Genomic DNA, 25967 nt, shown 5'->3' with positions numbered 1-25967 from the left:
GCTACACCCTTTCCACTGATTTACGACCGAGCAGGCCTTCAGGTTTTATGAGAAGCAATACGAGGATGATCATAAGTGCGAAGGCCATTTTCAATTCTTCGGAGAGATAACGCGCCACGAATTGTTCGATGACACCGAGCAAAAGCCCTCCAACTACTGTGCCCGGGAGACTCTCAAAACCACCGAGCACAGCCGCGGTGAGCCCCTGTATCTGTAAATCGATCATCATGTTTGGGTTTATCTGGGTCCTCGGCGCGGCCATAACAGCTGCGAGAGCACTAAGCGCCGTCCCCAACCCCCAGGAGAAGGCGAAGACTGTACCTACCTTAATACCCATCAACCTGGCGGCATTCTCATTCTGTGCCGTTGCTCGTATGGAGAGTCCAGCTCTTGTAAACTTGAAATAAAGGAAGAGCGCCAACATGATAGCGGCAGCGATAACGAATATGAGAACATCCTGTCTGGTAAGGATTATCCTTCCCTGCGAAAACTTGATAAAAAACGGCCTGCCCCTGACGAGAGAAGGAAATGGTTTATAATCCTGTTTCCATATCTCGAGGGCCAGCCCTTCGAGGATCATGAGCAGTCCCAGTGTCAGGATCAGCATTGCTGAATGGGAGAGGTGCCTGATGGGTCGAAGAAGACCTCTCTCCGTCACAATACCGAGTAGAAAGCCGAATGCTATCGCCGTGAGTACCGCTAGCCAGAGGGGAAGTTCCGCAATAGCGAAGACGGTGTACGCTATATAGGCTGCGAACATGCCCATGTTTCCATATGCGAAGTTCACGACACCGGAAGTCTTGTATATCAACACAAGGCCCAGAGCGACAAGCGAAAAAAGACTGCCTTCCCTGAGGCCCAATACTACCTGCTGTAAAAATGTTACCACCACGTCACCCCCTCAGGCTCCCAGATATTTTTGCCGCACGACGTCGCTCTTCAATAGCTCTTGCGCATCTCCCTCGAGGGCGATACTCCCTACTTCAAGGATGTAAGCGTAGCTGGAAATTCTCAGTGCGGCGTTAGCATTCTGTTCAACGAGCAGTATGGTGAGTCCTCTTTCACTGTTCAATCTGACGAGGAGGTCAAATATCTGCTCAACGATCTTCGGGGCAAGTCCAAGAGAGGGTTCGTCGAGCATGAGCAGTCTTGGAGCAGCCATCAGGGCACGACCTATGGCCAGCATCTGTTGCTCACCGCCCGATAGGGTTCCGGCGAGCTGATTTTTGCGTTCACGCAATATGGGGAAAAGTTCGTAGACCCAGTTCAAGTCCTCAGTGATTTTCTTTCGGTTTTTTCGCGTTATGGCTCCAGTAAGGAGGTTTTCTTTCACCGAAAGATCGGGAAAAAGCTGCCTTCCCTCGGGGCACTGGACGATGCCAAGCTTGACTATCCCCGATGAGTCCATGTGGGTGATATCTTTTCCCTGAAAGTGTATGGTTCCATGTTTCGGCTTGAGAAGTCCTGAAACAGTTTTCAGCGTGGTAGATTTTCCAGCACCGTTGGAGCCAAGAAGAGAAACTATCTTTCCCTCTTCTACGCGCAAAGAAACTCCTTTAAGAGCTCTGATGTAGCCGTAATAGACCTCGATATTCTTTATTTCAAGCATATTTACTCTCTCCCAGATAGGCCTCAATAACCTTTGGGTCGTTCCTGACATCATCAGGCGAACCCTCGGCTATTTTCTCACCGAAATTCATAACAGTTACCTTGTCGGAAATATCCATGACCAGTGACATATCATGTTCCACAAGGAAAACCGTAAGTTTTAAGTCATCGCGCAAATCCTTTATGAGCTCTTTGAGCTGTGAAGTTTCTGTGGGATTAAGGCCAGCTGCGGGCTCATCAAGCATGAGGAATTTCGGCTCACTCATGAGTGCCCTGCCAATTTCAACTAGTTTCTGTAGCCCGTAGGGCAGCATACCGGCAATCGTATTCAATCTGCTTTTCAGTCCCAACAGTTCCGCGACTTCAAGTGCCCGTTCCATGGATTCCTTTTCCGATATTCTTACTCTTTTCGTCCAGAACATTTCCTGAAAAGTCCCGTAATGTATCTCCCTGTGATGACCAACGAAGAAGTTTTCCATCACGGTTATATATTTGAAAATCTCAAGATTCTGGAATGTTCTTGATATACCGGCGTTTATCACTTCGTATGGCTTGTAACTGGATAGGTCCTGACCGTCGAATAAAACCTTTCCACTCGTTTCTTTGACAATCCTCGTGACCACATTGAAGAGCGTAGTTTTGCCCGCTCCATTGGGACCGATAAGGGAATGGATGGTGCCAGCTTCTACGCTCATATTGAAAGACTTTACAGCCGTTACGCCTCCAAATTTTACAGTTACATCTTTTACTTCGAGTAGAGCCATAATACACCTCCAGAAAATCGCGGGGGGATTACCCCCCGCGCGAGGTAATTATTCTGCTACAGAAATCCAGTCTGTTATGGCTGTCCAAACCTGATCTTTTACTTCCATGACGTACATCTGTCTGATACCTACACGGCAGTATTTGTCGTTGGGGTCGTATGGTTTGTAGGTGATAGCCGGTGTGATGAGGCCCTCCCAGCCGTTCAGTTCCTCGAGGGCTTTGATAAGGCTTTCGCGTGTGGGCTCTTCGCCTGCTCTCCTGAGAGCCTCTGTGAAGACCTCGGCGGCAATGAAACCCGCAGCAGCGTAAGCGTTAGGGATTTCGTCTTTGAAGGTTTCCTGATAGATCTGAATGTACCTCTGGAAGTTCTCGTCTGTGATATCACCCATGACCCACGCCATAGCCTGGAAGCCTTCTGAAGCTTCGCCTGCAAGGGCTATAACCGTCGGATCGGGATTGACATAGTTACCGAGCATGAGGACATCGAGTCCGTACTCATACGCCTGCTTGAGGAAGTTTGGACTCTGAGGAATCCACATGCTGAGTACGACGGCGTCAACATTCAGTTCCATCAGTTTGAGAATCTCGTTGTCGAAAGTCGTCCTCGTAACGTCTACCGGAAGCTTTGCAACAAGAGCCGAGCTGTATCCATGCTCGACAAGCCAGCGCTTAAGACCATTCAATTCTTCCTGACCAGCGTCGTCCGCCCTGTAGACGATTCCAATTCTTTTTTTGCCGAGGACCTCAACGAGGTACTTTGCCATAATCTGTCCTTCAGTTGTATAGTTCGGCTGTACGGTAAAGACGTACTTTTTTGGTGGAATCGCCAGTATGCTGGAACCACTACCCTGATAGACGAAGGGAACGCCTGAGTTGTTGAGATAATCTGCAACTGCCAAGCAGCCAGGGGTCCCGAGCCCACCGACGATAGCGAATACCTTGTCTTGTTCAACGAGTCTCTTCACTTCGACGACTGTCTTGGAAGGGTTGAAGGCGTCATCGGCTACGATAAGTTCGATCTTCCTGCCGTTGATACCGCCGTTAGCGTTGACCCAGTTGAAGTAGGCATCCATGCCTTTTCTCATGGAGATACCAATGGGCGCCACAGGACCGGAAAGAGCCTGAAAGGATCCGATGACGATCTTATCGGGATATACGCCGTTTTCTGCGAAGATGAACGTGGCGATTACTACCAGAAAAAGCACTGCCAAAAGGACTTTCTTCATAATACCCCACCTCCTATAAAGAATTGCATCAATCTATGTTCTTAATAATCACCGCTGTGCCCATGCCCCCGCCGATGCACAGAGAAGCCAGACCGTAGGTTAGTCCACGTTTTTTCATCTCGTACAACAGCGTGACGATGATGCGGTTGCCGGATGCACCAATGGGATGACCGAGGGCGATAGCACCACCGTTCACGTTGGTCCTTTCAAGAATCCAGTCCCTGTCTACATCGAGTTCTTCTTCCATACCCCTTATCACCGCAAGGCTCTGAGCGGCGAAAGCTTCGTTGAGTTCAATAAGCTCTATATCTTTTATATTCATCTTTGCCTTTTCAAGAGCTTTTTTCATGGCCGGTACGGGACCATAGCCCATGTACGCTGGATCCACGCCAGCCTGAGCAAAAGCAACGATCTCCGCCATTGGCTTTAAGCCATTGGCTTTCACAGCATCTTCAGAAGCGATGACGATTGCGCTACCACCATCGTTAATTCCGGAAGCATTACCTGCCGTGACAGTGCCATCTTTTACGAACGCGGGTTTCAACTTTGCGAGTTTTTCAAGTGTCACATCTCTGGGATGTTCATCAGTATCGAAGACAATTTCAGCCTTTCTGGTTTTGATCACAACCGGTTCAATCTCGTCTCTGAACTTTCCTTCAGCAATAGCTTTCTTTGCCTTCATCTGGCTGTTATAAGCGAATTCATCCTGCTCTTCCCTGGAGATGTTGTACTTTTTAGCAAGGTTTTCAGCTGTGACCCCCATATGGTAATTGTTAAATATATCTGTCAACCCGTCATACACCATGTGGTCTATGACCTCACCGTTTCCAAGTCTGTAGCCGAATCTGGCATTCTGAAGCAGGTAGGGAGCTCTGGACATATTCTCTATACCACCGGTGAGCACTATTTCTGCTTCACCGAGCAGGATGTCTGAGGCACCGATCATCACACTCTTCATACCGGAGCCACAGAGCATATTTACCGTGTAGCCTGGCTTTTCAACGGGAACACCTGAATATATGGAAACCTGACGCCCGGGACCCATACCCTGACCAGCTGTGAGGATACAACCCACAATCGTTTCATCAATCAATTCAGGCGAGATGTTTGCTTGATTCATCGCGGCTTTAGCTGCCGTGACACCGAGCTGCACAGCCGGTACATCTTTCAATGTGCCTCCGAGTGTGCCTATAGCTGTTCTCTTTGCTCCAACAATGTAGACTTTTCTCATAACGACCCTCCTCTTAAATCAGACCTATTTTGCTAGCTTCTTTTTTGAGTTCACTTCTGAAATCGGGATGAGCAATGTTTATGAGAGCTTCGACCCTCTGTCGGGCGCTCAATCCCCTGAGGTGAGCGACTCCATATTCTGTAACCACATAATCTATATCCTGCCTTGGAACGGTCACAGGCGAACCCAATGGAAGTAATGGCACGATAGTTGAGATGGTTCCTTTTTTAGCTGTGGATCTGAGGGCGATGATACCTTTTCCTCCTTTTGACATGGTTGCACCTCGGTGGGTGTCGAGCTGTCCACCCGTACCGCTGTAGTGTCTTGTCCCTATGGCCTCGGAACAGACTTGTCCCGTTAGATCAACGGTTATGGCTGTGTTTATGGAGACCATCTTTTCGTTCTGTGCGATCACATAAGGATCGTTCACATACCTGCCTCTGAGTATGAATACACCGGGGTTATCGTCCATGAACTCATACATTCTTTTCGTTCCCAGAGCGAAAGCACAGATGAACTTCCCCGGCCACAGGGTCTTCTTTCTGTTGGTGATGATTCCCTTTTCGAAGAGCTCTATCATGGATTCAGTGAACATCTCGGTGTGTATTCCGAGGTCTCTCTTGTCTTCCAGGAGCTTTGCTACGGCGTTTGGTATACCGCCGATGCCTATCTGCAGTGTGGAGCCGTCTTCGATCAATGCTGATATGTGCCCGGCGATGTGTTTTTCTGTCTCAGACGGTTCAACGACCGGGAGTTCAGGAATGTCGAAATCGTTCTCGACTATGTGATCGACTTCACTGATATGCACCTGTGTTTCGCCGTGGGTTTTCGGCGCTTTCACGTTGACTTCGAGGATCACCATACTGGCATTCTCCACCATATCGCGCTCATAGACGTTTGAGAGAGATAGTGTCATGAATCCATTTTTATCCATTGGTGAAGCGACGCCCCAAAATACATCGGGTCTGTTACTCACGAGTCTGTCGGTGCCGGCGTTGTGAAGGTTGTTGGGTATGTAGGATACCGTTTTGAGACCCGAACCAGCAGCCTTTCTAACCGGTTCGGAGTAAAACCACGATTCGTTTAAGAATTTTCCTTCATATTTGGGACTCAAAAAGAAGGGATATTCTCGCATATTGAGACAACTGGTGACACTGACTCCCTCAACGTGATCGGCTATTTTGTGCAGGTTTTCCAGCAGTCCCTTGGGCTCCATAGAGGCCATGCTTACCACGATTTTATGATTATTTTTCACTAATCTGATGGCATCTTCGAGGGATAACAATTTCCTTTCATACTGTTCTTTCCAGTTCATTTTTTATACCTCCAACCCTTTAGCGATGAACCTCGCAAGATCTACAAGATACTCTTCCCATCTGTCCCGGGGGTAGCGGGGTCTGAAAACGAGATCGAGTCCCATGAAGTGACCTATCCCCATGAGAAAGATGGCAAGGGATTTTGCGTTTTTGCTGCGAAGCTCGCCGGAGTTTATGGAATCGTTGAGGGCTTTGATGTAGGAATCAAGCAGTTTCTCATAGTATCTGTATCCCAGATTGTCCACAATGAATTCCGATTCCCTCACGATTTCGTAGAGTTCCCTGTGTTCGCTCATGAATTCAAGGAACACTCGATAGTTTCGTATTTCCTTTTCCAGCCTGTTTTTTAAATTGACTGAAGCGTCCCTCATTATGTGACGTAGCTGCCTGTTGGCATATATAACTATCTCTTCCAGTAGTTCCTGTTTGCTCTTGAAATACAGATAGAATGTGCCCTGTCCATAGCCAGCTCCTGACATGATCTCGTACACAGAAGCCTTAAAGTAACCCTTTTCGCCGAACAATTTCTCAGCTGACTTCATTATAAGTGAGCGGCTGTCAGCGCCGTATCCTGCTTTTCGGTCAATGGAAAAACGGGCAACGCTCTCGCCCAGTTCAAAGGGCACTCCAAAACCAAAACAGGTGAATTCCAGTAAGTCGTTCACGACTTCATCCGGCACTTTCATGTCCTTGAAAATTATCCAGTATATGGCGCTGAACCTCAGTGGCCCTATCACGAACCACTTCAACGCGGGTTTTATTTCCCTGGAGTTTTTATTGAGAATCTTCGCGATGGCCCTAAGATAGGTAGCATCCACAAGCTCTTCCACGTTCCTGAGCCTGTACTCAGCTTCGTGGAAAGCCCTGAAGCGTTTCTTCGATTTCCACAGTGTATCGAAGGCGGAAACATACAATTGTCTGAGGGATTCACGCCTGTCTTTCCCTTTCACGTGTTCCATGGAGCGCTGAAAACTTTCCATCATCTCGTTAGTGATGGTCGTGAATATATCATCCTTATTTTTAAAGTGGCGATAGAAGACGCCGTTCGACAACCCTGCTTTTCTGCAGATAGCCGCCACGGAAGTATTCTCAAAGCCCTTGCTGCTGAAGAGGTCTTCAGCAGCTTTCAGCAGGGCCTTTCGAGTTTTTTCGGTCTTTACGCTCAAAGGACGAGTCCTCCATCGACACCGATGACCTGTCCGGTGATGTAACTGGATTCGTCAGATATGAGGAACAGGTAGACATTGGCGATCTCTTCCGCCTCTCCCATCCTTTTCAGCGGGATTTTTTCTTCCATCATTTTGATCACCTTTTCCGGAACCTTCTCGGTCATAGGTGTTTTTATGAAACCCGGAGCGACGGCATTTACTCTGATCTTTGCACCTCTTCTGGTGAACTCCTTCGCCCAGGTTTTGGTCATGGCAATGACTCCGCCCTTTGTCGCAGCGTAGTTGGTCTGTCCGATGTTTCCATAGACACCTACGACGGAAGATGTGTTGACAATGGAACCATAACCCTGTCCAATCATAACGGGCACAACAAACTGTGTCATGTTGAATACGCCCTTGAGGTTGACATTGATAACAGCATCCCAATCTTCCTCAGACATCTTTTGAATGAGGGCGTCCCTCGTTATACCAGCATTGTTGACAAGGCCATCGATTCTGCCGTATTTATCTTTGATTTCTGCCACGAGGGCTTTTATGGCTTCACGGTCGGTGACGCTGAGCCTTTTCGGAATTACTTCACCCGGAAGATCTTTTGTCTCTTCGGCAAGACTGTTCAATAGCTCTTCATTCAGATCGCAAGCTATGACGATGGCGCCTTCCTCACAGAATTTTCTGGCGGATGCTCTGCCAATGCCACTAGCGGCACCGGTAATAATAACGACTTTTCCTTCAAGTCTCACTTCGATCCCTCCGTATTCAGTTTTTATCTAAATCTTCCCCCAACGCACTGTGGTCGCAGCCCAGACAAAACCCAGACCAGCTCCGACCATCACGATGAGGGAACCGTCTTTGATTTTCCCGCTCTTTAGCCCCAGCTTAATGGAAAGGAGCTGGTCGTTCTGACCGATGTGACCGTATTCTTCGAGATACGTGGATTGCTCCGGCTTGAGTCCGAGTTCCTGCAAAACTCCAAAGTGCGCGGAGCGTTTAAAGTGAAGAATGGCAAGATAGTCTATATCCTTTTCCGTATAGCCGCTCTTCTCCACAGACTCCCTGATCACCCTGAAGAAGTTTGGCGTCGTCTTTTCTGAAAGTCTCTTCTTGAACTCCGCTGGGTCTCCAGTGATCCTGAAATAAAAATCTTTGACGTCTCCTTCTTTCATGGGCCAGTTTTTCGTTCCACCCACGGGAACAACGCAGTCTTCGGAGAAGGAACCGTCTCCTTTAAAGGAAGAGGAAAGGACAATATTACGTCCAAGGTTTTTCTTCAACACCACAGCGGCTCCCCCAGCGCCTATATCCAGCATGAAGGATGTGGAAGGCTCTGCGGGATTTATAAGATCGACGTTACGGTAGCCACTGGCGATGAGTACCGTGTTGACGTCATCACGGACTAACATGATGCTCTTGGCTATGTCAATGGCCACCATCATAGAACCGCACATGGCCTCCATATCGAAAGACCACGCCCTGTCAGCACCTATTTCATGGGCCACTTTTAGCCCGGCGAGCCAGCATGGATAGTCCTTATGCTGACCGCCTCCCCAAATGAGGAGGTCTATTTCTTTCGGAGATATACCAGCGTCGTTGATAGCTGCTTTTGAAGCTTCTATGGCCATGTAACTCGTGGTATCTTTCGGACCCGGAAGGTACTTCTGCTTTATCCCGAACTTTTCAATTATCACGTTCTCCGGAATATTCGAAAGTTTGGCTATTTCTTTTGCAGGCATTATCCTTTCTGGTAGATAGATTCCTATACCGGCGATTCCAACATGTTCCAAGGCTATCACTCCGATTTTGTGGGTTGTGATTCGGTTCTCATTAATGATAACTGAACCACCTCTCATTTTATATTAAATCATGACCGTTATAATTCAAAGAACGAATATGGCTTTTTAGAAAGAAGTAGAGGTGATTAAACCCGATCACAGGTGTTGGCGTGCTTCAACTATACCTCAACAAAAAGCCTATGACGGCACTGAGGAATTCCTCCTGTTTTTCGAGGAAGGCCGCATGACCTGCATCGTGAATGATGAGACTTTCTGCCTGAGGAAGCCTTTCTTTAATGAGCTCCATCTCCCTTATGGGGGTAATGATGTCTCTATCGGCCATCAGTAAAAGAGTCGGACAGCTGATGGACGGGAGTTCATTGAGGGTGTTGAAACTGAGGTTGCTCGAGGCTAGCCTTATGAATCCATCGAACCAGTCTTTGTTGAGCAATTGCTTGAAGGCTTTCTGGCGGTTTTTTAACCAGCTGAGGTTACTGTTGTAGAAGGAATCAGAATATATGAAGGGAATCGCCAGTTTGAAGAACTTTTCGCCATCGTACAACCTCGCAGCCTCTTTCCACGCCTCTCCTAATTCCTGGAGATATGGTGGAATGCGTGCGGGTGTATTGGCGAGGACCAGAGCATTCAGCTTGTATGGGTGTTTCAGCGCAAAAAGCTGGGCGACCTGTCCACCGTATGAGAGGCCAACGATATTGACTTTTTCAATGTTGAGATAATCCAGCAAAGCATTGAGATCCTCTACGTGAACAGAGATGTCAAATTCTTTCGACATCTTCGAGGATTTTCCTTGATCCCTGAAATCCATAAGCAAAACTCTGAAGAAACGGGTCAGGTCTGAAAGATGTCCATGCCAGGAAAGCGTGGACATCATAATGCCGTTCAAGAGCACCACAACGGGTCTGTTTTCATCTCCATGGAGTTCATAGTATATGTTCACATTTCCATATTTAAAATATGCCATAAGCTCCCTCCTTTTCGACTTTATTTAGATATTACACCACCAAATAAGGATATGGGAAAACGGCATTTCGGAATGGGGACGGCGGTTCATCTTTTTGCCATTTATACATTAGATTTTTAATGAAAAACTTTCCGGGGGTGTGTTATTATTAAGTGAGTTAAAAGGTTCACAAAGGCATTCTTATACACTCGTCTTCGTTTAAGGAGGGTTAAACATGGCAAAACGCATGCAGAGTATGGACGGGAATACTGCTGCTGCTCATGTAGCCTATGCGTTCACCGATGTGGCAGCCATCTTCCCTATCACTCCGTCCTCACCCATGGCTGAACTCGTTGACGCCTGGGCTGCGAACGGGAAGAAAAACCTTTTTGGGCAGACTGTTAAAGTCGTAGAAATGCAGTCAGAAGGAGGTGCAGCCGGCGCTGTACACGGTTCACTGGCAGCTGGTGCTCTCACAACTACCTTCACTGCCTCTCAGGGACTGTTGCTCATGATCCCTAACATGTACAAAATTGCGGGGGAATTGCTTCCGGGTGTATTCCACGTCAGCGCCCGCGCCGTTGCTGGTCACGCTCTCTCTATATTCGGCGATCACTCAGACGTGATGGCCACAAGACAGACTGGCTTCGCGCTTTTAGCTTCCGGTAGTGTACAGGAAGTAATGGACCTGGCCGCTGTAGCGCACCTTGCTGCCATCAAGTCGAAGATACCATTCCTGCACTTCTTTGATGGATTCAGGACATCCCACGAGATACAGAAGATAGAAGTACTGGACTATGAAGACCTTGAAAAACTCCTCGATTTCGAAGCAGTAAAAGCCTTCAGGAAAAACGCATTGAACCCCGAACACCCTGTTATAAGAGGTACAGCCCAGAACCCTGATATTTTCTTCCAGGCAAAAGAATCCGCCAACAAGTTCTATCATGAAGTACCAGATATAGTCGCCGAATACATGAAGGAAATCTCAAAACTTACCGGCAGAGAATACAGGCCTTTCAACTATTACGGCGCACCAGATGCTGAGTATGTCATTATTGCTATGGGTTCTGTCACAGAAACAGCAGAAGAGACGATTGACTATCTGCTTAAAAGGGGAGAAAAGGTTGGATTAATCAAAGTCCACCTTTACAGGCCATTCTCAGCGAAGCACTTCTATGAAGTCCTACCAGAGACAGTTAAAAGAATTGCTGTCCTCGATAGAACGAAAGAACCCGGTGCTCTCGGCGAACCCCTGTATGAAGATGTCAAGTCCCTCTTCTACGGCAGGGAAAATGCTCCGCTTATCGTTGGCGGAAGGTACGGGCTCGGTTCCAAAGACACGACCCCATCCCAGATCAAGGCCGTATTCGATAACCTCAAAGCTGAAGATCCCAAGGATCATTTCACAATTGGAATCGTCGATGACGTGACCGGTACGTCTTTGGAGATAAAGGAACGCATCAATACGACCCCTGAGGGAACGATACGTTGTAAATTCTGGGGCTTTGGTTCTGACGGTACTGTCGGCGCGAACAAAAACGCCATAAAGATAATTGGTGATAACACCGACTACTACGCTCAGGGTTATTTTGCATACGACTCCAAGAAATCAGGTGGCCTTACCGTTTCTCACCTCAGATTTGGTAAGAAGCCTATCAAGTCCACATATCTCATAGATGAAGCGGACTTTGTCGCCTGTCACAAACAGTCCTATGTCCACCAGTATGACCTCCTAAAAGGACTGAAGAAAGGTGGCACGTTCCTGCTTAATACAAGCTGGAAAGGCGAGGAACTGGAAAAGAATCTGCCTGCAGCTATGAAGCGCTACATCGCCGAAAACGATATACAGTTCTACACCATTGACGCTACGAAGATCGCCATGGAAATAGGTCTTGGTGGCAGAATAAATATGATCATGCAAGCCGCTTTCTTCAAGCTCATCAATGTCATGGAACTCGATAAAGCGGTCAAGCTTCTCAAAGATGCCGTTGTCAAGACCTACGGTAAAAAAGGCGAAGATGTAGTCAGAATGAACCACGAAGCAATAGACAGGGGTATCAATTCCCTTGTGAAAATAGATGTTCCTGAGTCCTGGAAGAACGCCGCCGACGAAGTCAAAGCGGAAGAGAAAGAGAAACCAGAATTCATTAAAAAGGTCCTCGAACCCATGAACAGACAGGAGGGCGACGACCTCCCGGTCAGCACGTTCCAGGGCAGGGAAGATGGTTCATTCCCTCTGGGCACAGCCGCTTACGAGAAACGCAGTATTGCTGTTAAGGTACCTGAATGGATTCCTGACAATTGTATCCAGTGTAACCAGTGTTCCTTTGTGTGTCCACACGCTGTTATAAGACCATTCTTGTTGAACGAAGAAGAAATGGCTCGCGCGCCGGAAGGCTTTGCAACGAAGAAAGCCATCGGTGGCAAAAAATTCGAAGGCCTTCAGTTCAGGATACAGGTCAGCGTTCTCGACTGTACCGGTTGTGGCAACTGTGTTGATGTCTGTCCTGCCCCTCAGAAGGCTCTCGTCATGAAACCCCTTGAAACTCAGCTTCATGAAGCTAAGAACTGGGAATTCACTGCAACGATCAGCGAAAAGAAAGATCTCATGCCGCTCACCACAGTCAAAGGTAGCCAGTTTGCCAAGCCTCTGTTTGAATTCTCCGGTGCCTGCGCTGGATGTGGCGAGACACCTTACCTTAAAGTGGCGACACAACTTTATGGTGACAGAATGATTATTGCCAACGCAACAGGCTGTTCCTCTATCTGGGGAGCCTCTGCTCCGTCGATACCCTTTACAACGAACGCCGAAGGAAAAGGACCCGCCTGGGCAAACTCCCTCTTTGAGGACAATGCGGAATATGGCTTCGGTATGGCCATTGCCGTAAAGCATATCAGGGAGCGCCTCGCAGACCTTATGAATGAGCTGCTCACCTTTGAACTGCCGGAAGACGTCAAGGCTCCGTTCCAGGCATGGATCGATGGCATGAACGATACCAATGCTTCCAAAGAAGCAACAAAACAGATCATCCCAATCCTCGACAAAAATTTCAGCGACGCGAGAGTCAACGAGATACTCTCTGAAATTAAGGACAACAAGGACTTCCTCGTCAAGAAATCCATCTGGATTGTAGGTGGAGATGGTTGGGCTTACGACATAGGGTATGGTGGACTCGATCATGTCCTCTCGATGAACGAAGATGTGAACATCCTCGTTTTTGATACCGAAGTTTACTCCAATACTGGCGGCCAATCTTCGAAGGCGACACCCACAGCAGCCGTTGCCAAGTTCGCAGCTTCTGGTAAGAAAACAAAGAAGAAAGACCTTGGCTTAATGGCGATGGCTTACGGTTATGTTTACGTTGCACAGGTTGCCATGGGAGCCAACATGAACCAGTTCATGAAGGCCCTCACCGAGGCCGAAAACTACAAGGGACCGTCATTGATAATTGCCTATTCACCTTGTATCAACCACGGCATAAAACTTGGTATGGGCAAGACACAGTTCCGCGAAAAGCAGGCCGTTGAAGCGGGTTACTGGCACCTGTATAGATACAACCCCGAACTTAAAAAACAGGGCAAAAATCCCTTCATCCTCGACTCCAAAGAACCGAAGGCTTCCTTCAGGGAGTTCCTCATGGGAGAGGTTAGATACACCTCATTGCTCAATACATTCCCTGAAATTGCTGAGGAGCTCTTCGCTAAAGCTGAAGCTGAAGCAAAAGAACGTTATGAAACATACAAAAAACTCGCCGAAGGTTGAGTATGAAATAAAAAAGGGGACGCGCTTGCGTCCCCTTTTTTATTTTACTGGTTTTCAGAACGCCAAACCAAACATCACATACGGGAACATAAAAGGATTGAATAATTCAATATCTGCTACATATGTGCCAGCATCCATCCCGGCTTCTACGAAGAAGAAAGCGAGTTTCGTGCCGATTCCGAGCTTTGTCGCGAAATAACAATCAGCGAAACTTATGTTTCCCTTAACGTAGTCCTTTATTACGCTGAATGGAGTGGTTACCTGCCCTCTGAGGTACAGTAACCAGACAGGCAATTTCAGGTTAATGCCCAGAAATACATCAGGTTGTTCATACTGTTCGAATACGTCGGTCGCAAAATCGTAGTAGCCAACGGGTAACTGAACCGTGAACAATGAAAGATCAACCTGTCCATAGACTTCAGCACTGGAGATAACAGGAGGATTTACAGTGAAGTCGCCATAAAAATCTCCACCCACTCCGACGAATAATCCTCTAGCGAAAAATACCGTTGAAAGCCCTAAAAGCATTAAAACAAAGACGACTTTCCTCATGATAACACCTCCCATTTGATAACATTTTCATTTTCATTATATCAATAATTTATCTTGAAAACAAATATACAAGAACAATCCATGAAACGAGAGATAAAAACCATGAGACAAAAACGATATTAATCATTAATTTAGTACATATGTTTAATGCAAAATATATGCAAGCTTTCAGCGAAACAATGGTAGAATGTTTAATTAGAAGGGCAGTTTCATAAGTGTGAAAACGGTAGAGCAACAAAAAAGTTACAAAGGAGCTATTATGTTTCCTGAAAAAGAAGCGAAGAAGATAAGGGATTTTTACGTTTCGAAAGGCTATGAAATCTCGAGGATCGAGTTACGCGAGTATTCGCTAACCCTGGAGCTTAAGCAATACAAAAGAAAATTCACGATTTACCGCAATAAAAAGGGCGAATACAGACTCGTAATACCTCAAAATTTCTCCGCGGATTTAAAATTTGAACTCATGAAGCTCTGGGAAGAATTCAACGGTAAAGACCTTTCTGGATGCCATCTCTTTGTAGATGGTAGCTACAGGGACAACAGGGCCGCATACGGAGTGGTTGTAGTGAAGGACGGTTGGGTCATCGGTGAATTCTCAGGATGTTTCGAACTTCGTGGTGGACAGAGAAACGTCGCGGGCGAAATAAAGGGCGTGATCAAGGGACTTGAATGGTGCATTACAAGCAGGATAGATGAGGTATTCGTTCATTATGACTACGAAGGTCTTGAAAAATGGGCTAGGGGATTGTGGAAAGCGAAAAATTCCCTTACACAATGGTATACAGAAAAAATCCAAAAGATTGAGCGTTCATTAAGAATAACCTGGGTGAAAGAAAAAGCCCATTCGGGCAGCACTTACAATGAAGTAGCAGATAAGCTCGCCCGCGGGGCTCTGGATGCTCATTGAAGTTCGTTACTCTTCTTCCTTCGCCAGTTTGTATGAGTCCTTTCTTTCGTTTAAGAACAACTTTGCGGCGGATTTTATGACAATTCTTCTACTCACAAATCTTTGGAAGAACACCATCGCTTTGTTGCTTATTCCGGGGATGTATGTTTTCTTGCCTCTTTCAAAGGCTTTTAGTGCTCTAACTACAACATCTTCCGGGGACATTGTCCTGATTTTTATGGCGGTAGCGCCAGCCGTTTCAAAGAATTTCGTTTTTGTTGCCCCTGGACAAAGAGTCATTATTCTGACCTTTCCGTCAAGTTCAAAACTTATAGCTTCTGTAAGATTCAACACGAAAGCTTTAGTGGCTGCATAAGTTGCAAACCCTGGTACAGGCTGGTAAGAGGCGGTTGAGGCTACATTTATTATCCCAGTTCCTTTCTTTCCTGCCATCGTTTTTGCATATGCTTTTGTAAGATAGTAGAGGACTTTCACATTAAGATCTATCATCTTCAGCTCACGTTCCATGTCAGTATCTATAAATGAACCAATGACACCAAAACCTGCATTGTTTACCAGTAAATCAACATCTGAATGGGTGTCAACAAGGGTTTGTAAGTCATTGAAATCAGTAAGATCTGTTTGAAAGGATTCAACCTCTATTCCATAAAGTGTGGAAAGGTCCATGGCTAGTTTATCGAGACGTTCCTTTCTCCTGGCAACAATTACAAGATTATACCCTCTCTTAGCCAATTCATAGGCGAATGATTTTCCCAGACCTGATGATGCTCCAGTTATCAGGGCTTTCATCCAAACCACTCCTTTAGCTTCTCTGTATTTTAGGAAAAGCGTATTTGATTTTTCAAAAAATAGGCCCTGCAGGGCCTATTTGTATTTGATACCGTGACAGTACTAATCATCGAGCTTATCAAGTTCCTCTTTTATGAACTCCACCAGCTCTGTGATATATTCCTCGCTGAAATCGAACTTGATACCGGCTGCCTCATAGAGTTCATCGAGTGGTCTGGAATGTCCGAGGCTCAAAAAGTGTTTGTACTGTTCAATGGCTTTCTGACCGTTGAGTCTGTAATTTCGATAGATGGCTATTGCTCCCAACTGTGCAATGCCATATTCAATATAATAAAAGGGTGATGTCATGATGTGCGGCTGGAGAAGCCAGCGAATGCGCTTCTCTCTTTCCAGTTCGGACCAATCTATACCCGTGTTAAATCTGTCGAGGAGTGATGCGAAGTATTCGTCACGTTCTTCAGGAGAGTGTTCCGGATTTGTATAAATCCATTGCTGAAAAGCATCTACCGTCATGCACCAAGGCAGAAAGGAAATGGTTCCAACCAGCTCTTTGCGCATGGCGAGTTTTAGCTCTTCGTCATCAGGATAGTATTCGTTAAGATGGTCCAGGGTCAATAACTCCATCGACATGGAAGCAAGCTCTGCTGCTTCATGTGGAGTATGTTTATAAAGGAGCAATCTCTCTTTGTCCGTGGCAAAAGAATGCATAGCGTGGCCAGATTCGTGAAGAATCGTCCGCACGTTTTCCGGAACACCGGTAGCATTCATAAAGATGAAAGGTGCTCCTGTTTCGTCAAGTGGATAGTTGTATCCACCCGGAGCCTTTCCCTTTCTATTTTCAAGGTCGAGTAAACCTGTGTTCTTCATTTTTCGCAGGTTTTTGCCAAAATCCGGATCGACCTTTGATAGTATCGTTATGGCTTTTTCAACGAATTCATCTATACTCTCAAAAGGCTTCAAAACTCTGCCCGAAGGTTCAACTGCTGTATCCCAGGGGCGAAGTGAATCCACACCGAGTTTTTTTCTCTTTTTTTCATTAAGCTCTTTGATGAAAGGAACGACTACCTTCTCAACCGAGTCGTGGAATTGAAGAACATCTTCCACAGAATAAGCAAACCTATTCTTTTTTTTGTGCATGTAGTCACGGTAATTGTCGAAACCGGCATTCTTCGCCTGGGGTATCCTGATAGCTTTTAATTCATCGAACAGCTCTTCCAGTGTATCTCTCACCGTACTTAGTTTATTCATCATGAGCTTCCATGTTTCCTCTCTCACGCTCCTGTCAGGGTCCTGTTGAAACTTGGACAGCTGCATCAGTGTATATTCTTTTCCCCTGTAACTCACCGTCAATGAGCCTATGATTGAGCCATATTTTGAAGACAATTCTTTTTCCTTTATCTCAAGAGGTAAATTCTCTTCTCTGAACAACTCTATGCGATTGGACACAAGCTTATCCAGGTGAGCGTATCTATTCCTATCCAGCCGGGCTTTATGAGGACTTTCATAGTACTTTTTCATGAGTTCTATTCGATAGGGTTCTGCCTTGGAAAAGACGTTGGCATAGAAGTTAGAGTATTCTTTCCTCAATTGTTCATCATCGGCTTTGCAGGTCATGCGTATATATCTCCACGCCAACTGTTCTTGAAGGATCATGTAGAGTTCGCTGAAACGCTCGAGAAATTCCTCAAGATCTTCTGGTGAGCTAATTTCAAAAGCTTTCAACGTCTTCAGTTCAGCTTCAACATTTTCCCACACCGAAAAGTCAAGTTCTTCGGGGAAATATTTCCTTGGCTGTTTCTTTATGACCTCTTCTGCCATTGTTTCACCTCCATTCTCATTATACAACTTAGTTAGCTTATCGAACAAATAGCAAAATTTTTCTTGAGCAATTTATACTCTGATGCTTTTAAAACTTTCAATTTAATTGCCTCCTTTTATCTTCTCATTGTATTCAATATTCATAAATTCCGTCTATCTTATATGCTATAAAAGAAGTATGAATAACATATACATTAGAGAATTAGCAATGCGCTTTCATTTCAAAAAGGGGACACTTATTTTTGGGGGTTGGATACTGGTAACTGGTGTCACTACTTTAGTATGGTTGATCGCCTTACCAGGTACTTCTTCTTTTGAAATCATTGACACCATACATGAATCGGCAGTACTCGCTGTTTCATTTCTGGTTCTCTGGTTTATAATCAAAATTCGTTCTACACTTCTTTCAATTGGATGGGCTGTGTTTTGTTATGGAAATGCAATTGACCTCCTGGACGAGTTTACAAAAGAACCAATTTTTTTGACGACATATCTCGACTTCATATGCATACTCGTCGGGTTGAGTTTATTTGTGTGGGGAATAATCCTTTTTTATTCCAAGGAGAACGAATTAAACGAAAGAGTCCTCAGGAACGAAGAGAAATATCGTTTAATATTCGAAAATTCTCCCGTTGGCATTTTCCACTTCAACAGTGATGGAGTAATTACCGAATGTAACAACTCATTTGTGAAAATTATCGGATCATCTTATGGAAAGCTTATAGGATTGAATATACTTAACTTAGTTGATAAAAAAATTACTGCCATAGTTCGTGAAACAATCAATGGCAAGCCAATGGTTTATGAGGGCGAATACTATCCCGTTACCTCAAATAAGGTGATAATAGTACAGGGTTTATTATCTCCCATTACCTCAACAGATGGAAAATCCGTTATTGGTGGTATTGGCATCATTGAAGATATCACTGAACGTAAATTCATGGAAGAGAAGCTACGTCAGGCATCAGAACATGATCCATTAACTGGAATATTGAATCGTCTGGGATTCTTCAAAAGAGTCGAGAATATTTTGAAGCTTTCAAAACGTTATGATAAGCATTTCGCTGTGATATACATAGATATCGATGATTTCAAGATGTTGAATGATATTCACGGTCACACATTTGGAGATAATGTGCTTGAAAAATTTTGTGAAAAAGTCAACTCTGTGCTCCGTGAAAGTGATATATTCGCGAGGCATGGTGGTGACGAGTTTGTGATTGCACTACCCGAAACTGATGAAAAGGGAGCTAGAGCTTTTGCGGACAGGATACAGGAAAAGTTCAAACTCCCTGTAAATATCGATAAAATTGAGCTCACTATTAATCTGAGCATTGGAATAGCCGTTTATCCACATGAAGGGAAAAGTATAGACGAATTGATAAAAATTTCGGACAAAAGAATGTATCAGAATAAGCAGAACAGTTCACGGTGAATGTGGTTGTAGGTTGTGGGCTGTAGGTTGTAGGTGATAATCGAGAACCGAGAGCCGAGAGAGCCGCTGCGCAGCAATAAAAACCGTTGTAGGTTGTGGGTTGTTGGTTGTGCGAAAAAACCGAGAATCCGAGAACCGAGATTCGAGAAAAACAGAACGCTTGCGGAGACTGTCAGTTGGTAGAGCGACGCTTGCAGAAGCTGAAGCTCTTATCAGTCAACGGAAAACGGACAACGGTAAACGGCTCTTCACGAAGTCAGCATATCACGCGTCCTTTGTGTTCTCTTGCCCTCTCGGATTCTCGACTCTCGGATCTCTGTTTTTCTCCATACCCTAGACCCCAGACCCCAAACCCGTCCTTTCCAAGAAAAGGCTCTCATCGGATAACGAAAAACGGACAACGGCAAACGGCTTTTTGTGGATATGCGATCCACAGAACGGATCGGATTTGCGCCATCGGCGGAAAGAACTTTGTTATAAACCGGTTTATTGAACCGCATATCCGTGCTGAAAGCACGCAATCCACGCAAAGCGTGCATATCCTGACGAAGTCAGCATATCACAGACCCTTTGCGTTCTCTCGGTTCTTGGTTCTCGATTTTCACCAACAACCAACAACCCACAACCTACAACAAATAAATAAGACCCTTCTTTTGAAGGGTCTTCTTGGCAGCCCCACGGGGCAGCAAATGTTTTCCGGGAAGTCTGGGGTTATTCCGAAAAGCCCCTCCAGCCATAGCTAGAGGGGGAATAATAGGGAGGTCAATCTGCTTTTGCATTATGAAACGGAGGGGATTTTCTTCAACCATTCATGTCCAAAGGCATGGTTCAACCAACCTACAAGGGCATCAATTGCAAGACTAGTGATGAAAGTGAAAAGCCAATCTGGAATCTTGATCACAATGCCGTGATTTTCCAAAAACTTTTTCACTGCTAAAATTGCTTCGGACTTTTTCTTTGCTTTTTCATCCTGTGACAATTCAAACGACGCTTCTACTGCAAATACGGCCGTTCCGATCCCTTCTTTAAAAACGTTCCACCATTCAAACTTTCCAAACAAAAGGTCCAATACTGCAAAAGCCTTTTCGAGAATTTCCTCGAGCATACTTATTCCTCCTTCTCTTTTTTTAGTTTTTCCCATTCAGATAGAACCCGATGCACAAAATTCCGGGTCTCTTCAGGAAGTTCTTTTTCCCCTTTGAGCCATTTGCGAACGTTTTCAATTCTCCAGTTCCAGGAGGCAAGAACAAGAGTAAGGTCTTCTGGAAACTGCTTCATGAGCCAAGAAACATACACGGTCGCGCTTTTTGCAGCCTGCTTGGGATCGAAAGGATCAGTCGGAAGAGCAAACCTTTCCCGGAGATCTTTCAGACAGATAGGAGTCAGTTGAAACAGTCCTGCGGCTTTGGTTCGCTCGTTGTATGCGACAGGGTTCAGCGAACTTTCTACCGTGGCAATGGCAATCATGAGGTCAGCATCGGGTTGTGGCTTTACAATTACCTTCTGAACCCATTCGCGAATCTGGTCTTGTCTGACCATGTGATCACCTTCTTGTGAGGATATAGTAGATCAACCCTCCGGAAGCGGCTGAGCCAACGGCCCATTTAACTATCTCGCTGATAATCTGCCACTTTGTCTTTTTTATCCCCAGCAAGGCATCTGTGAGCTTGTCTATCAAGTCCTTTTTCCAACCGTTGTCGAGGTGCTCTTTGAGCTCGTCTATCTTTTTGTCTATTTCTTTGCTTTGTGTTTCGTTCATATTCTTGACTTCATCAAGGATTTCTTTTTTGAAATCGTCTTTTTGCAAGAGAAAGTAGCATTCTTCAGCATTGTGGATTTTCTGCATCATGATCACCAGTCTTTCTCTTTGGGTGTGTATTTTATGAATTCTGCTATAATACGAATACCCTTTTTCATTCGTACAGCCTCCACAACCCAGCCTCCAATGACTGGGTGGAGGTTTTTTCTTATTTCATAAGGAGTTTGGGCTTCAAAACAACCGGGCTGGAAACATTCAACATTTCGGATCGTCACGTACTCTTTCTGGTGAAAGTGCCCCATACTCACGAAATCTGGCAGGTTTTCTGCCGTAAACGACTCTACGAGCTTTTGGAGTTTGTACGAGATAGCATATGCCTGCCCACCGTCGGGGTGGTGGAGGGAGAATCGGAACCCTGCCCAATCTACAAATGCTTGGTACTCTCCAATGACTCGAATGTCTGGCCTTTTTGCAGCAACAAGATCCATAATGCTGTCGCCTACAAGAACAGTCCAAGCTTCATCATGATTCCCTCGAATGCCTATTGTTTCGATTTCATCTACTTGAGGGTAGTTTTCTATCAGGTATTCTCGCTGCTCTTTCAGGCTATGCAAAAACAGGTCGTATTCCTGTCCGCGGTAAATCCCTTTCCCGGCTGTCCAGTCACCACCATGGAATACTTTTCGCACTCCTCTTCGAGCGCATTGTTCGTAAAAGTCTCTGAGAGCAGATATCTGCTGATATTTCGATCCAATGTGTGTATCCGCTATGAAAGCGAATTTTATTCTTTCTTGTTCTTCCGGCTCGAGTTTTAAGAGAGTTCCGCTTTCAGGTGGCATGAACTCAATTCTTCCGTCTTCCAGGAGCTTTATTTTCTTTCCTTCTTCGATCAGCTTTTCAACCTCAGCTCGTGTGCGTTTTGGGGACATATCGACCAGATCCGCAAGTTCAAAGAGCGAGATGCTTTTGTAGCGTTTCAAGAATTCAAGGATTCGAGAGGATTTGGGAGCTGCGGGTTGGGTGATGTTTCCCTTTATCATCTTTGGATATTTAACCCGGAAAAACATCCGTATAGCTTCACGAGTTCTGTTCTGGCATTTGGAGTCTTTCATGAACTCATTGCTTATTTGAAGATAGGTGAGCCCCTTTTGTCGCAATTGAATTGCTTTTCCTATCTCATATTCACTCCATTCCACGAACTGCCCTCCTTCCACTAACGATCCCAAAATCTTTCGTGCTTAAATATGTCTGTAAACCACCAACTTCGTCCGTTGCTTTCTTCGATAACTTTCTCCGCTACAAGAGTTCCGAGTACGGCTCCAATTTCCGTGGCAACGTAGTCGCCTTCTTCTGGCACCCCATGACCCATTGCGTCCCATGCCTCCTTCGCAGCTCCAGCTCCTATTCCAACAAGCCCTCCAATACTCGAACTTCCAATGAGAATGCCGACGATAGTGGCAATCATGAAACCGAGAATGAAGTGGAGAATTTTGTCTTGTCCAAACATGCTCAAGCCTCCTTTCGGCATGAAAAAACCGCCCCGAAGGGCGGCTCTTTAACTTATTTCGTGTTTTTACTTCACAACGATAATTCCTTGATAATAATTCCGATACTGCCAATTACCATCCGGTTCATTATTCCAGCCATCAATGAATAGCACGTAAATCCCTGGTTCAATGCTCCAAGATACATGTGTTTCCGTTGTTTCAACACTTGCTATTATCTTGTTGTTTTGTAGAAGTTCTACTTTCCATGAAGCCAGCACTTTTTCAGATTGCCAGCTCAAACCTTCTCTACTCCATTCGAGGTTCGAGACATACTCTGGGATTCTCAAGCAACCTCCTACAATCAGCAGAAGCAATAAAAGAAAGATTAACTTTCTCATTTTTTCGCCTCCTCACAAAACAGGTAGAGTCGGGTAAACGTCCCATGCGCTAACAGTCAAATAAGGGAAGTGTCCACCAGTTCCACTGCTAACTGTGTCGAGTGCAAAGGTATCTTTCTTATAGTCATCGATCGTTAGTTTGAAGGTTATCGGAAGGTTCTCTCTCGGCTTGAGCCCTTTATTCAATAAAAGCTGGTAGAAATCTAACTCTTGAGAGTTCCCGTTCTGGTAGTACCTAAACCATACATCTGTTTGGGCTTCTGAGAACACAGTTTCTCCATCGACGATAATCTCAAAGGTTAAGTCTCCACCGTGAGCATAACCAGGATAGCCTCCGCCGAAATCTCCATAATCAACATTCCAAGCGTAACTAAGCTTAAACAGAGGATACTTATAATAGTTTTTTGTCCCTTTGGGAGTTGAAACACTGACGGGAACAATAAAGTTAATAGTTTTTTCTACCACATAAGTGTTGTATATCGTAATCGATGACGGAAAGAGCGAATCAGCATTATCAACCTCAATAAAAGTTCCCGGTTTTACTGTGACAGCTTTTTGTAGATCGAGGTAATCAGTGTCTATTTGACCAATAACCTCTATGTTCGCTCCATTTACAAGGATACCGTCTCCTCCGTCGGAGAGAACACCGTATCCTAATTTGAGTATCGAACCCACTGAAATAGACTGCCCGACCCTAAGTACCAGTGCAATTTCCATGTCATCAAAGCCGTTACGCTGAGGAGATCCACTCGCGATTGTTGAGGGGGAAGAAACGTTTCCAGCATAGTCAACAGCTTTAACCCGGTATGTGTATGTAGTATCGTATTGGACGTTGCTATCAACAAACTGTGTTCCCTGCGTGATGCCTATTTGAACGAAACCACCGCCATCGTCTCGCTCAACTTGGTAGTATGCGACATTACCTGGAACTTTATTCCAACTGACAACTACAACACTTTTCCCTTGAATAACCGAAACACCAGTAGGTGCTGAAGGTGCGGTTGTTTGCTGGTGTGCATCAATCACAAGAGGCATTTTCACGGGTGACCCCGTCGTAGTAACTGTTATTCCATTATCTGTGTATGTCCAGGTTGTTGAATCGTACTGTCTTAGCTGAACAGAACATTTAGCGGTATCAACCCCAAGTGAAAGGGTTACAGAGGTTATCTCATACTTTTGGCTTACGTTCGTATGGATAGTGTCCTGAATCTCTATAACGTCCATGACGTCTAGCTCGGGATGTGGCGTTATCTCGACGGTCATCGTACTGATAGGATTCTTGTACTTGTCGAGCAGAAACTGAGCCACTTTCCTAGCATCGTCAATTGAGATGCCTTCCATTTGCAACGACAGTTCACGGCGTCCGTATGTCTGTATCGAGGTATTATCGAATTTCTTAAACTTCTCAACCCTCGAAACTGCTATATCGCCGACTATCCAGAGTTTGGAAAGAACGGCATCGGCACTTATTGTGTCGATGGTTATGACAGCATCAGCGTCGGGATAGAGAAGCGGATCGGGGTTGGTGTCAAGCGTTATATTCGCACTCCCGGAAGCGAACTCTGTCTGAAGAGTAGGGTTAGCGACTTCGCCCTCGAATGTCCAGCCTTCAGCGGGTGTGTATTCGTAGTTTATCGCCAGAGTCAGACTTGAAACCTTATACTTAAAGCGGATATCATCACCTTCGACAAACCCGCCAGATAGGGTTATCTTCCCGGTAGCAGCGTCTGAGATTGTGGCATATGAAGTTATGTCGGTTTGTTGGGTGTCGTTCATGACAGAGGTTATAGAAGCTACGTTACCACGTTTGAGGTAGATAACCCCGTCAGCTGGTGCCCTGTGGTGTTCTGAAAGAATCTCCCCAACGTTCCAGTTTATGAGCCTGTCATCATCTTCTTGCTGTACACTATTTCCTTCCGGGTCTGCCAGAAGCATGAACACCGGTTTTTGGGAGTCTATCTGTTTGTTTTTGAACTCGACTAGAATAGCGTTCTTGATATTCTTTGTCGAAAGACTTTCGTCGGGGTTAACGAATTTATCCGTTGTTGCTGTCCAATCCGCGACAGTTTTTGGAGTATAGTTTTTTCCTATGAGAGACTCATATTTCAGCGTCCCGTCCGGCAGAACGTTGACTCTTCCAGCTGTTTGTTTGCATATCTTAGATATGGCATCCCAGGCGCTGGTAGCGTTCGTGAATTTTGTCATTTCAAAGATTATACCGGTAGCGGCTGCCTGAATAGAATAGCCCGTGGCGTAGAACCACAGATCAGCGATAATAGCCTCAGGCGACTGGTTTTGATAAGTCTTCAAAGGGGCGGGAGTGTCTATGGCCAAGGCTGTCAAATCCCGCCCTTTTATTAGAACCGTACCATCAGAACGCTGATTAATGGTATCTATCACGCCTGTTAGAACCAGAACCGTTTCGCCATTTATATCTGCGTAAATTCTGACTTTCTTTTTCGGTGTTCTGGTAGCCTGAACCGGCCACGAGAAACGACCGGTCGAGTTGTCCAAGATGGCATTAAATGTGTTTGCAACCGCTCCGAAATTCTCGCCTTCAAGAGATTTGTTCACGTTTACGTCCTTCAAGTATGCTGTTTCATCCGTCCAGTTGATCCCATCCCAGAGAACCTCTATCTTTGGGGATACATTTGTGATGTCGCCTTCTAAGTGTGTTTGAGCTGCCGAAGTAATCGTAAGAGGCATGATTACACCTCCTCAAGGTGTATTGAGACGTTGTACAGCGAAGTCCCTGGGATTCGTGAATACGAAGGTGCCGGGACGTACATTGTCCAGCTAGTAGAGCGGTATGTGACTGTCTGGGACGTGCCGATGTAACCATCTAATGTAGCTTTATCTGTTTCATTTATCACAGCGGTGACATCGAGGGTCTTCTTTTTGGCTATATAGTTGACTTTCAGTGTGCCGTCAGCCATTCGTTTTTGGGTCTTAATCTCTATGTATCCATCTTTTACGTCCGTTGCGGTTAGTGTTAAAGCCCCTATCTGCATTCA

24 protein-coding genes are annotated in these 25967 nt (G+C 45.5%); 3 read left to right on the top strand and 21 right to left on the bottom strand.

Translation table 11 applies throughout. The annotated features are described in order from the left end of the window. Position 1: 1 nt before the first annotated feature. The 10 genes from IX53_RS00865 to IX53_RS00820 all read right to left on the bottom strand — a co-directional run bounded on the left by IX53_RS00865 (position 2) and on the right by IX53_RS00820 (position 10066). The gene (locus tag IX53_RS00865) at positions 2-889 is read right to left on the bottom strand and encodes a branched-chain amino acid ABC transporter permease (RefSeq protein ID WP_047753746.1); all 888 of its coding nucleotides are present in this window, start codon (positions 887-889) and stop codon (positions 2-4) included. 12 nt (positions 890-901) lie between these two features. Then, positions 902-1609 (bottom strand): ABC transporter ATP-binding protein, encoded by a 708-nt coding sequence (locus tag IX53_RS00860; protein WP_047753745.1) that lies wholly within the window; start codon positions 1607-1609, stop codon positions 902-904. Then, positions 1602-2372: an ABC transporter ATP-binding protein gene (locus IX53_RS00855; RefSeq protein ID WP_047753744.1), complete on the bottom strand. Its 771-nt coding sequence runs from the start codon at positions 2370-2372 to the stop codon at positions 1602-1604. Before IX53_RS00855 ends, IX53_RS00860 begins: the two co-directional genes overlap by 8 nt. A gap of 48 nt (positions 2373-2420) precedes the next feature. Continuing rightward, positions 2421-3599, bottom strand: coding sequence for an ABC transporter substrate-binding protein (locus IX53_RS00850; protein WP_047753743.1), 1179 nt, complete (start codon positions 3597-3599; stop codon positions 2421-2423). Between the two features lie 28 nt (positions 3600-3627). Next, positions 3628-4830: an acetyl-CoA C-acetyltransferase gene (locus IX53_RS00845; RefSeq protein ID WP_047753742.1), complete on the bottom strand. Its 1203-nt coding sequence runs from the start codon at positions 4828-4830 to the stop codon at positions 3628-3630. Positions 4831-4843: 13 nt separating this feature from the next. After that, a complete protein-coding gene (locus tag IX53_RS00840) occupies positions 4844-6145 on the bottom strand; it encodes an acetyl-CoA hydrolase/transferase family protein (protein WP_047753741.1) in 1302 nt (433 codons plus the stop codon). 3 nt (positions 6146-6148) lie between these two features. After that, positions 6149-7312: a TetR/AcrR family transcriptional regulator gene (locus IX53_RS00835; protein WP_047753740.1), complete on the bottom strand. Its 1164-nt coding sequence runs from the start codon at positions 7310-7312 to the stop codon at positions 6149-6151. Beyond that, a complete protein-coding gene (fabG, locus tag IX53_RS00830; RefSeq protein WP_047753739.1) occupies positions 7309-8055 on the bottom strand; it encodes a 3-oxoacyl-[acyl-carrier-protein] reductase in 747 nt (248 codons plus the stop codon). Before fabG ends, IX53_RS00835 begins: the two co-directional genes overlap by 4 nt. Positions 8056-8082: 27 nt before the next feature. Next, positions 8083-9096: a 3-oxoacyl-ACP synthase gene (locus IX53_RS00825; RefSeq protein WP_420811570.1), complete on the bottom strand. Its 1014-nt coding sequence runs from the start codon at positions 9094-9096 to the stop codon at positions 8083-8085. 163 nt (positions 9097-9259) lie between these two features. After that, the gene (locus tag IX53_RS00820) at positions 9260-10066 is read right to left on the bottom strand and encodes an alpha/beta fold hydrolase (RefSeq protein WP_047753738.1); all 807 of its coding nucleotides are present in this window, start codon (positions 10064-10066) and stop codon (positions 9260-9262) included. A 214-nt stretch (positions 10067-10280) separates the two neighbouring features. Between IX53_RS00820 and nifJ the strand changes: the two genes are divergently transcribed. Beyond that, a complete protein-coding gene (gene nifJ, locus IX53_RS00815) occupies positions 10281-13808 on the top strand; it encodes a pyruvate:ferredoxin (flavodoxin) oxidoreductase (RefSeq protein WP_047753737.1) in 3528 nt (1175 codons plus the stop codon). A gap of 54 nt (positions 13809-13862) precedes the next feature. Here nifJ and IX53_RS00810 read toward each other — a convergent pair whose 3' ends face one another. Next, the gene (locus IX53_RS00810) at positions 13863-14360 is read right to left on the bottom strand and encodes a hypothetical protein (RefSeq protein WP_047753736.1); all 498 of its coding nucleotides are present in this window, start codon (positions 14358-14360) and stop codon (positions 13863-13865) included. Between the two features lie 259 nt (positions 14361-14619). Between IX53_RS00810 and IX53_RS00805 the strand changes: the two genes are divergently transcribed. After that, on the top strand, positions 14620-15267 hold the full coding sequence (locus IX53_RS00805) for an RNase H family protein (protein ID WP_053001079.1): 648 nt from the start codon (positions 14620-14622) through the stop codon (positions 15265-15267). Between the two features lie 6 nt (positions 15268-15273). Here IX53_RS00805 and IX53_RS00800 read toward each other — a convergent pair whose 3' ends face one another. After that, positions 15274-16056: an SDR family NAD(P)-dependent oxidoreductase gene (locus IX53_RS00800; protein ID WP_047753735.1), complete on the bottom strand. Its 783-nt coding sequence runs from the start codon at positions 16054-16056 to the stop codon at positions 15274-15276. Positions 16057-16158: 102 nt separating this feature from the next. After that, the gene (locus tag IX53_RS00795; protein ID WP_047753734.1) at positions 16159-17874 is read right to left on the bottom strand and encodes a M3 family oligoendopeptidase; all 1716 of its coding nucleotides are present in this window, start codon (positions 17872-17874) and stop codon (positions 16159-16161) included. Between the two features lie 178 nt (positions 17875-18052). Here IX53_RS00795 and IX53_RS00790 point away from each other — a divergent pair, with 178 nt between their 5' ends. Continuing rightward, entirely contained in the window at positions 18053-19309 is a 1257-nt protein-coding gene (locus IX53_RS00790; RefSeq protein WP_082128422.1) for a sensor domain-containing diguanylate cyclase, read from the top strand. 778 nt (positions 19310-20087) lie between these two features. Here IX53_RS00790 and IX53_RS00785 read toward each other — a convergent pair. The 8 genes from IX53_RS00785 to IX53_RS00750 form a co-directional block, all read right to left on the bottom strand. Further along, positions 20088-20414, bottom strand: a complete 327-nt coding sequence (locus IX53_RS00785) for a hypothetical protein (protein WP_047753732.1) — start codon at positions 20412-20414, stop codon at positions 20088-20090. 2 nt (positions 20415-20416) lie between these two features. Beyond that, on the bottom strand, positions 20417-20848 hold the full coding sequence (locus IX53_RS00780) for a lytic transglycosylase domain-containing protein (protein WP_047753731.1): 432 nt from the start codon (positions 20846-20848) through the stop codon (positions 20417-20419). A gap of 4 nt (positions 20849-20852) precedes the next feature. Continuing rightward, entirely contained in the window at positions 20853-21158 is a 306-nt protein-coding gene (locus IX53_RS00775; protein ID WP_156173065.1) for a hypothetical protein, read from the bottom strand. Between the two features lie 2 nt (positions 21159-21160). Then, entirely contained in the window at positions 21161-22264 is a 1104-nt protein-coding gene (locus tag IX53_RS00770; protein ID WP_047753729.1) for a metallophosphoesterase family protein, read from the bottom strand. A 17-nt stretch (positions 22265-22281) separates the two neighbouring features. After that, positions 22282-22575 (bottom strand): hypothetical protein, encoded by a 294-nt coding sequence (locus tag IX53_RS00765; protein WP_047753728.1) that lies wholly within the window; start codon positions 22573-22575, stop codon positions 22282-22284. 66 nt (positions 22576-22641) lie between these two features. Further along, positions 22642-22953, bottom strand: coding sequence for a hypothetical protein (locus IX53_RS00760; protein ID WP_047753727.1), 312 nt, complete (start codon positions 22951-22953; stop codon positions 22642-22644). Between the two features lie 12 nt (positions 22954-22965). Then, on the bottom strand, positions 22966-25659 hold the full coding sequence (locus tag IX53_RS00755) for a hypothetical protein (RefSeq protein ID WP_047753726.1): 2694 nt from the start codon (positions 25657-25659) through the stop codon (positions 22966-22968). 2 nt (positions 25660-25661) lie between these two features. After that, positions 25662-25964 (bottom strand): hypothetical protein, encoded by a 303-nt coding sequence (locus IX53_RS00750; protein ID WP_047753725.1) that lies wholly within the window; start codon positions 25962-25964, stop codon positions 25662-25664. Positions 25965-25967 lie beyond the last annotated feature (3 nt).

Origin of the sequence: Kosmotoga pacifica (assembly GCF_001027025.1) — a bacterium.
Lineage (GTDB): Bacteria > Thermotogota > Thermotogae > Petrotogales > Kosmotogaceae > Kosmotoga_B > Kosmotoga_B pacifica.
This window is presented reverse-complemented; position numbering and strand designations above follow the sequence as displayed.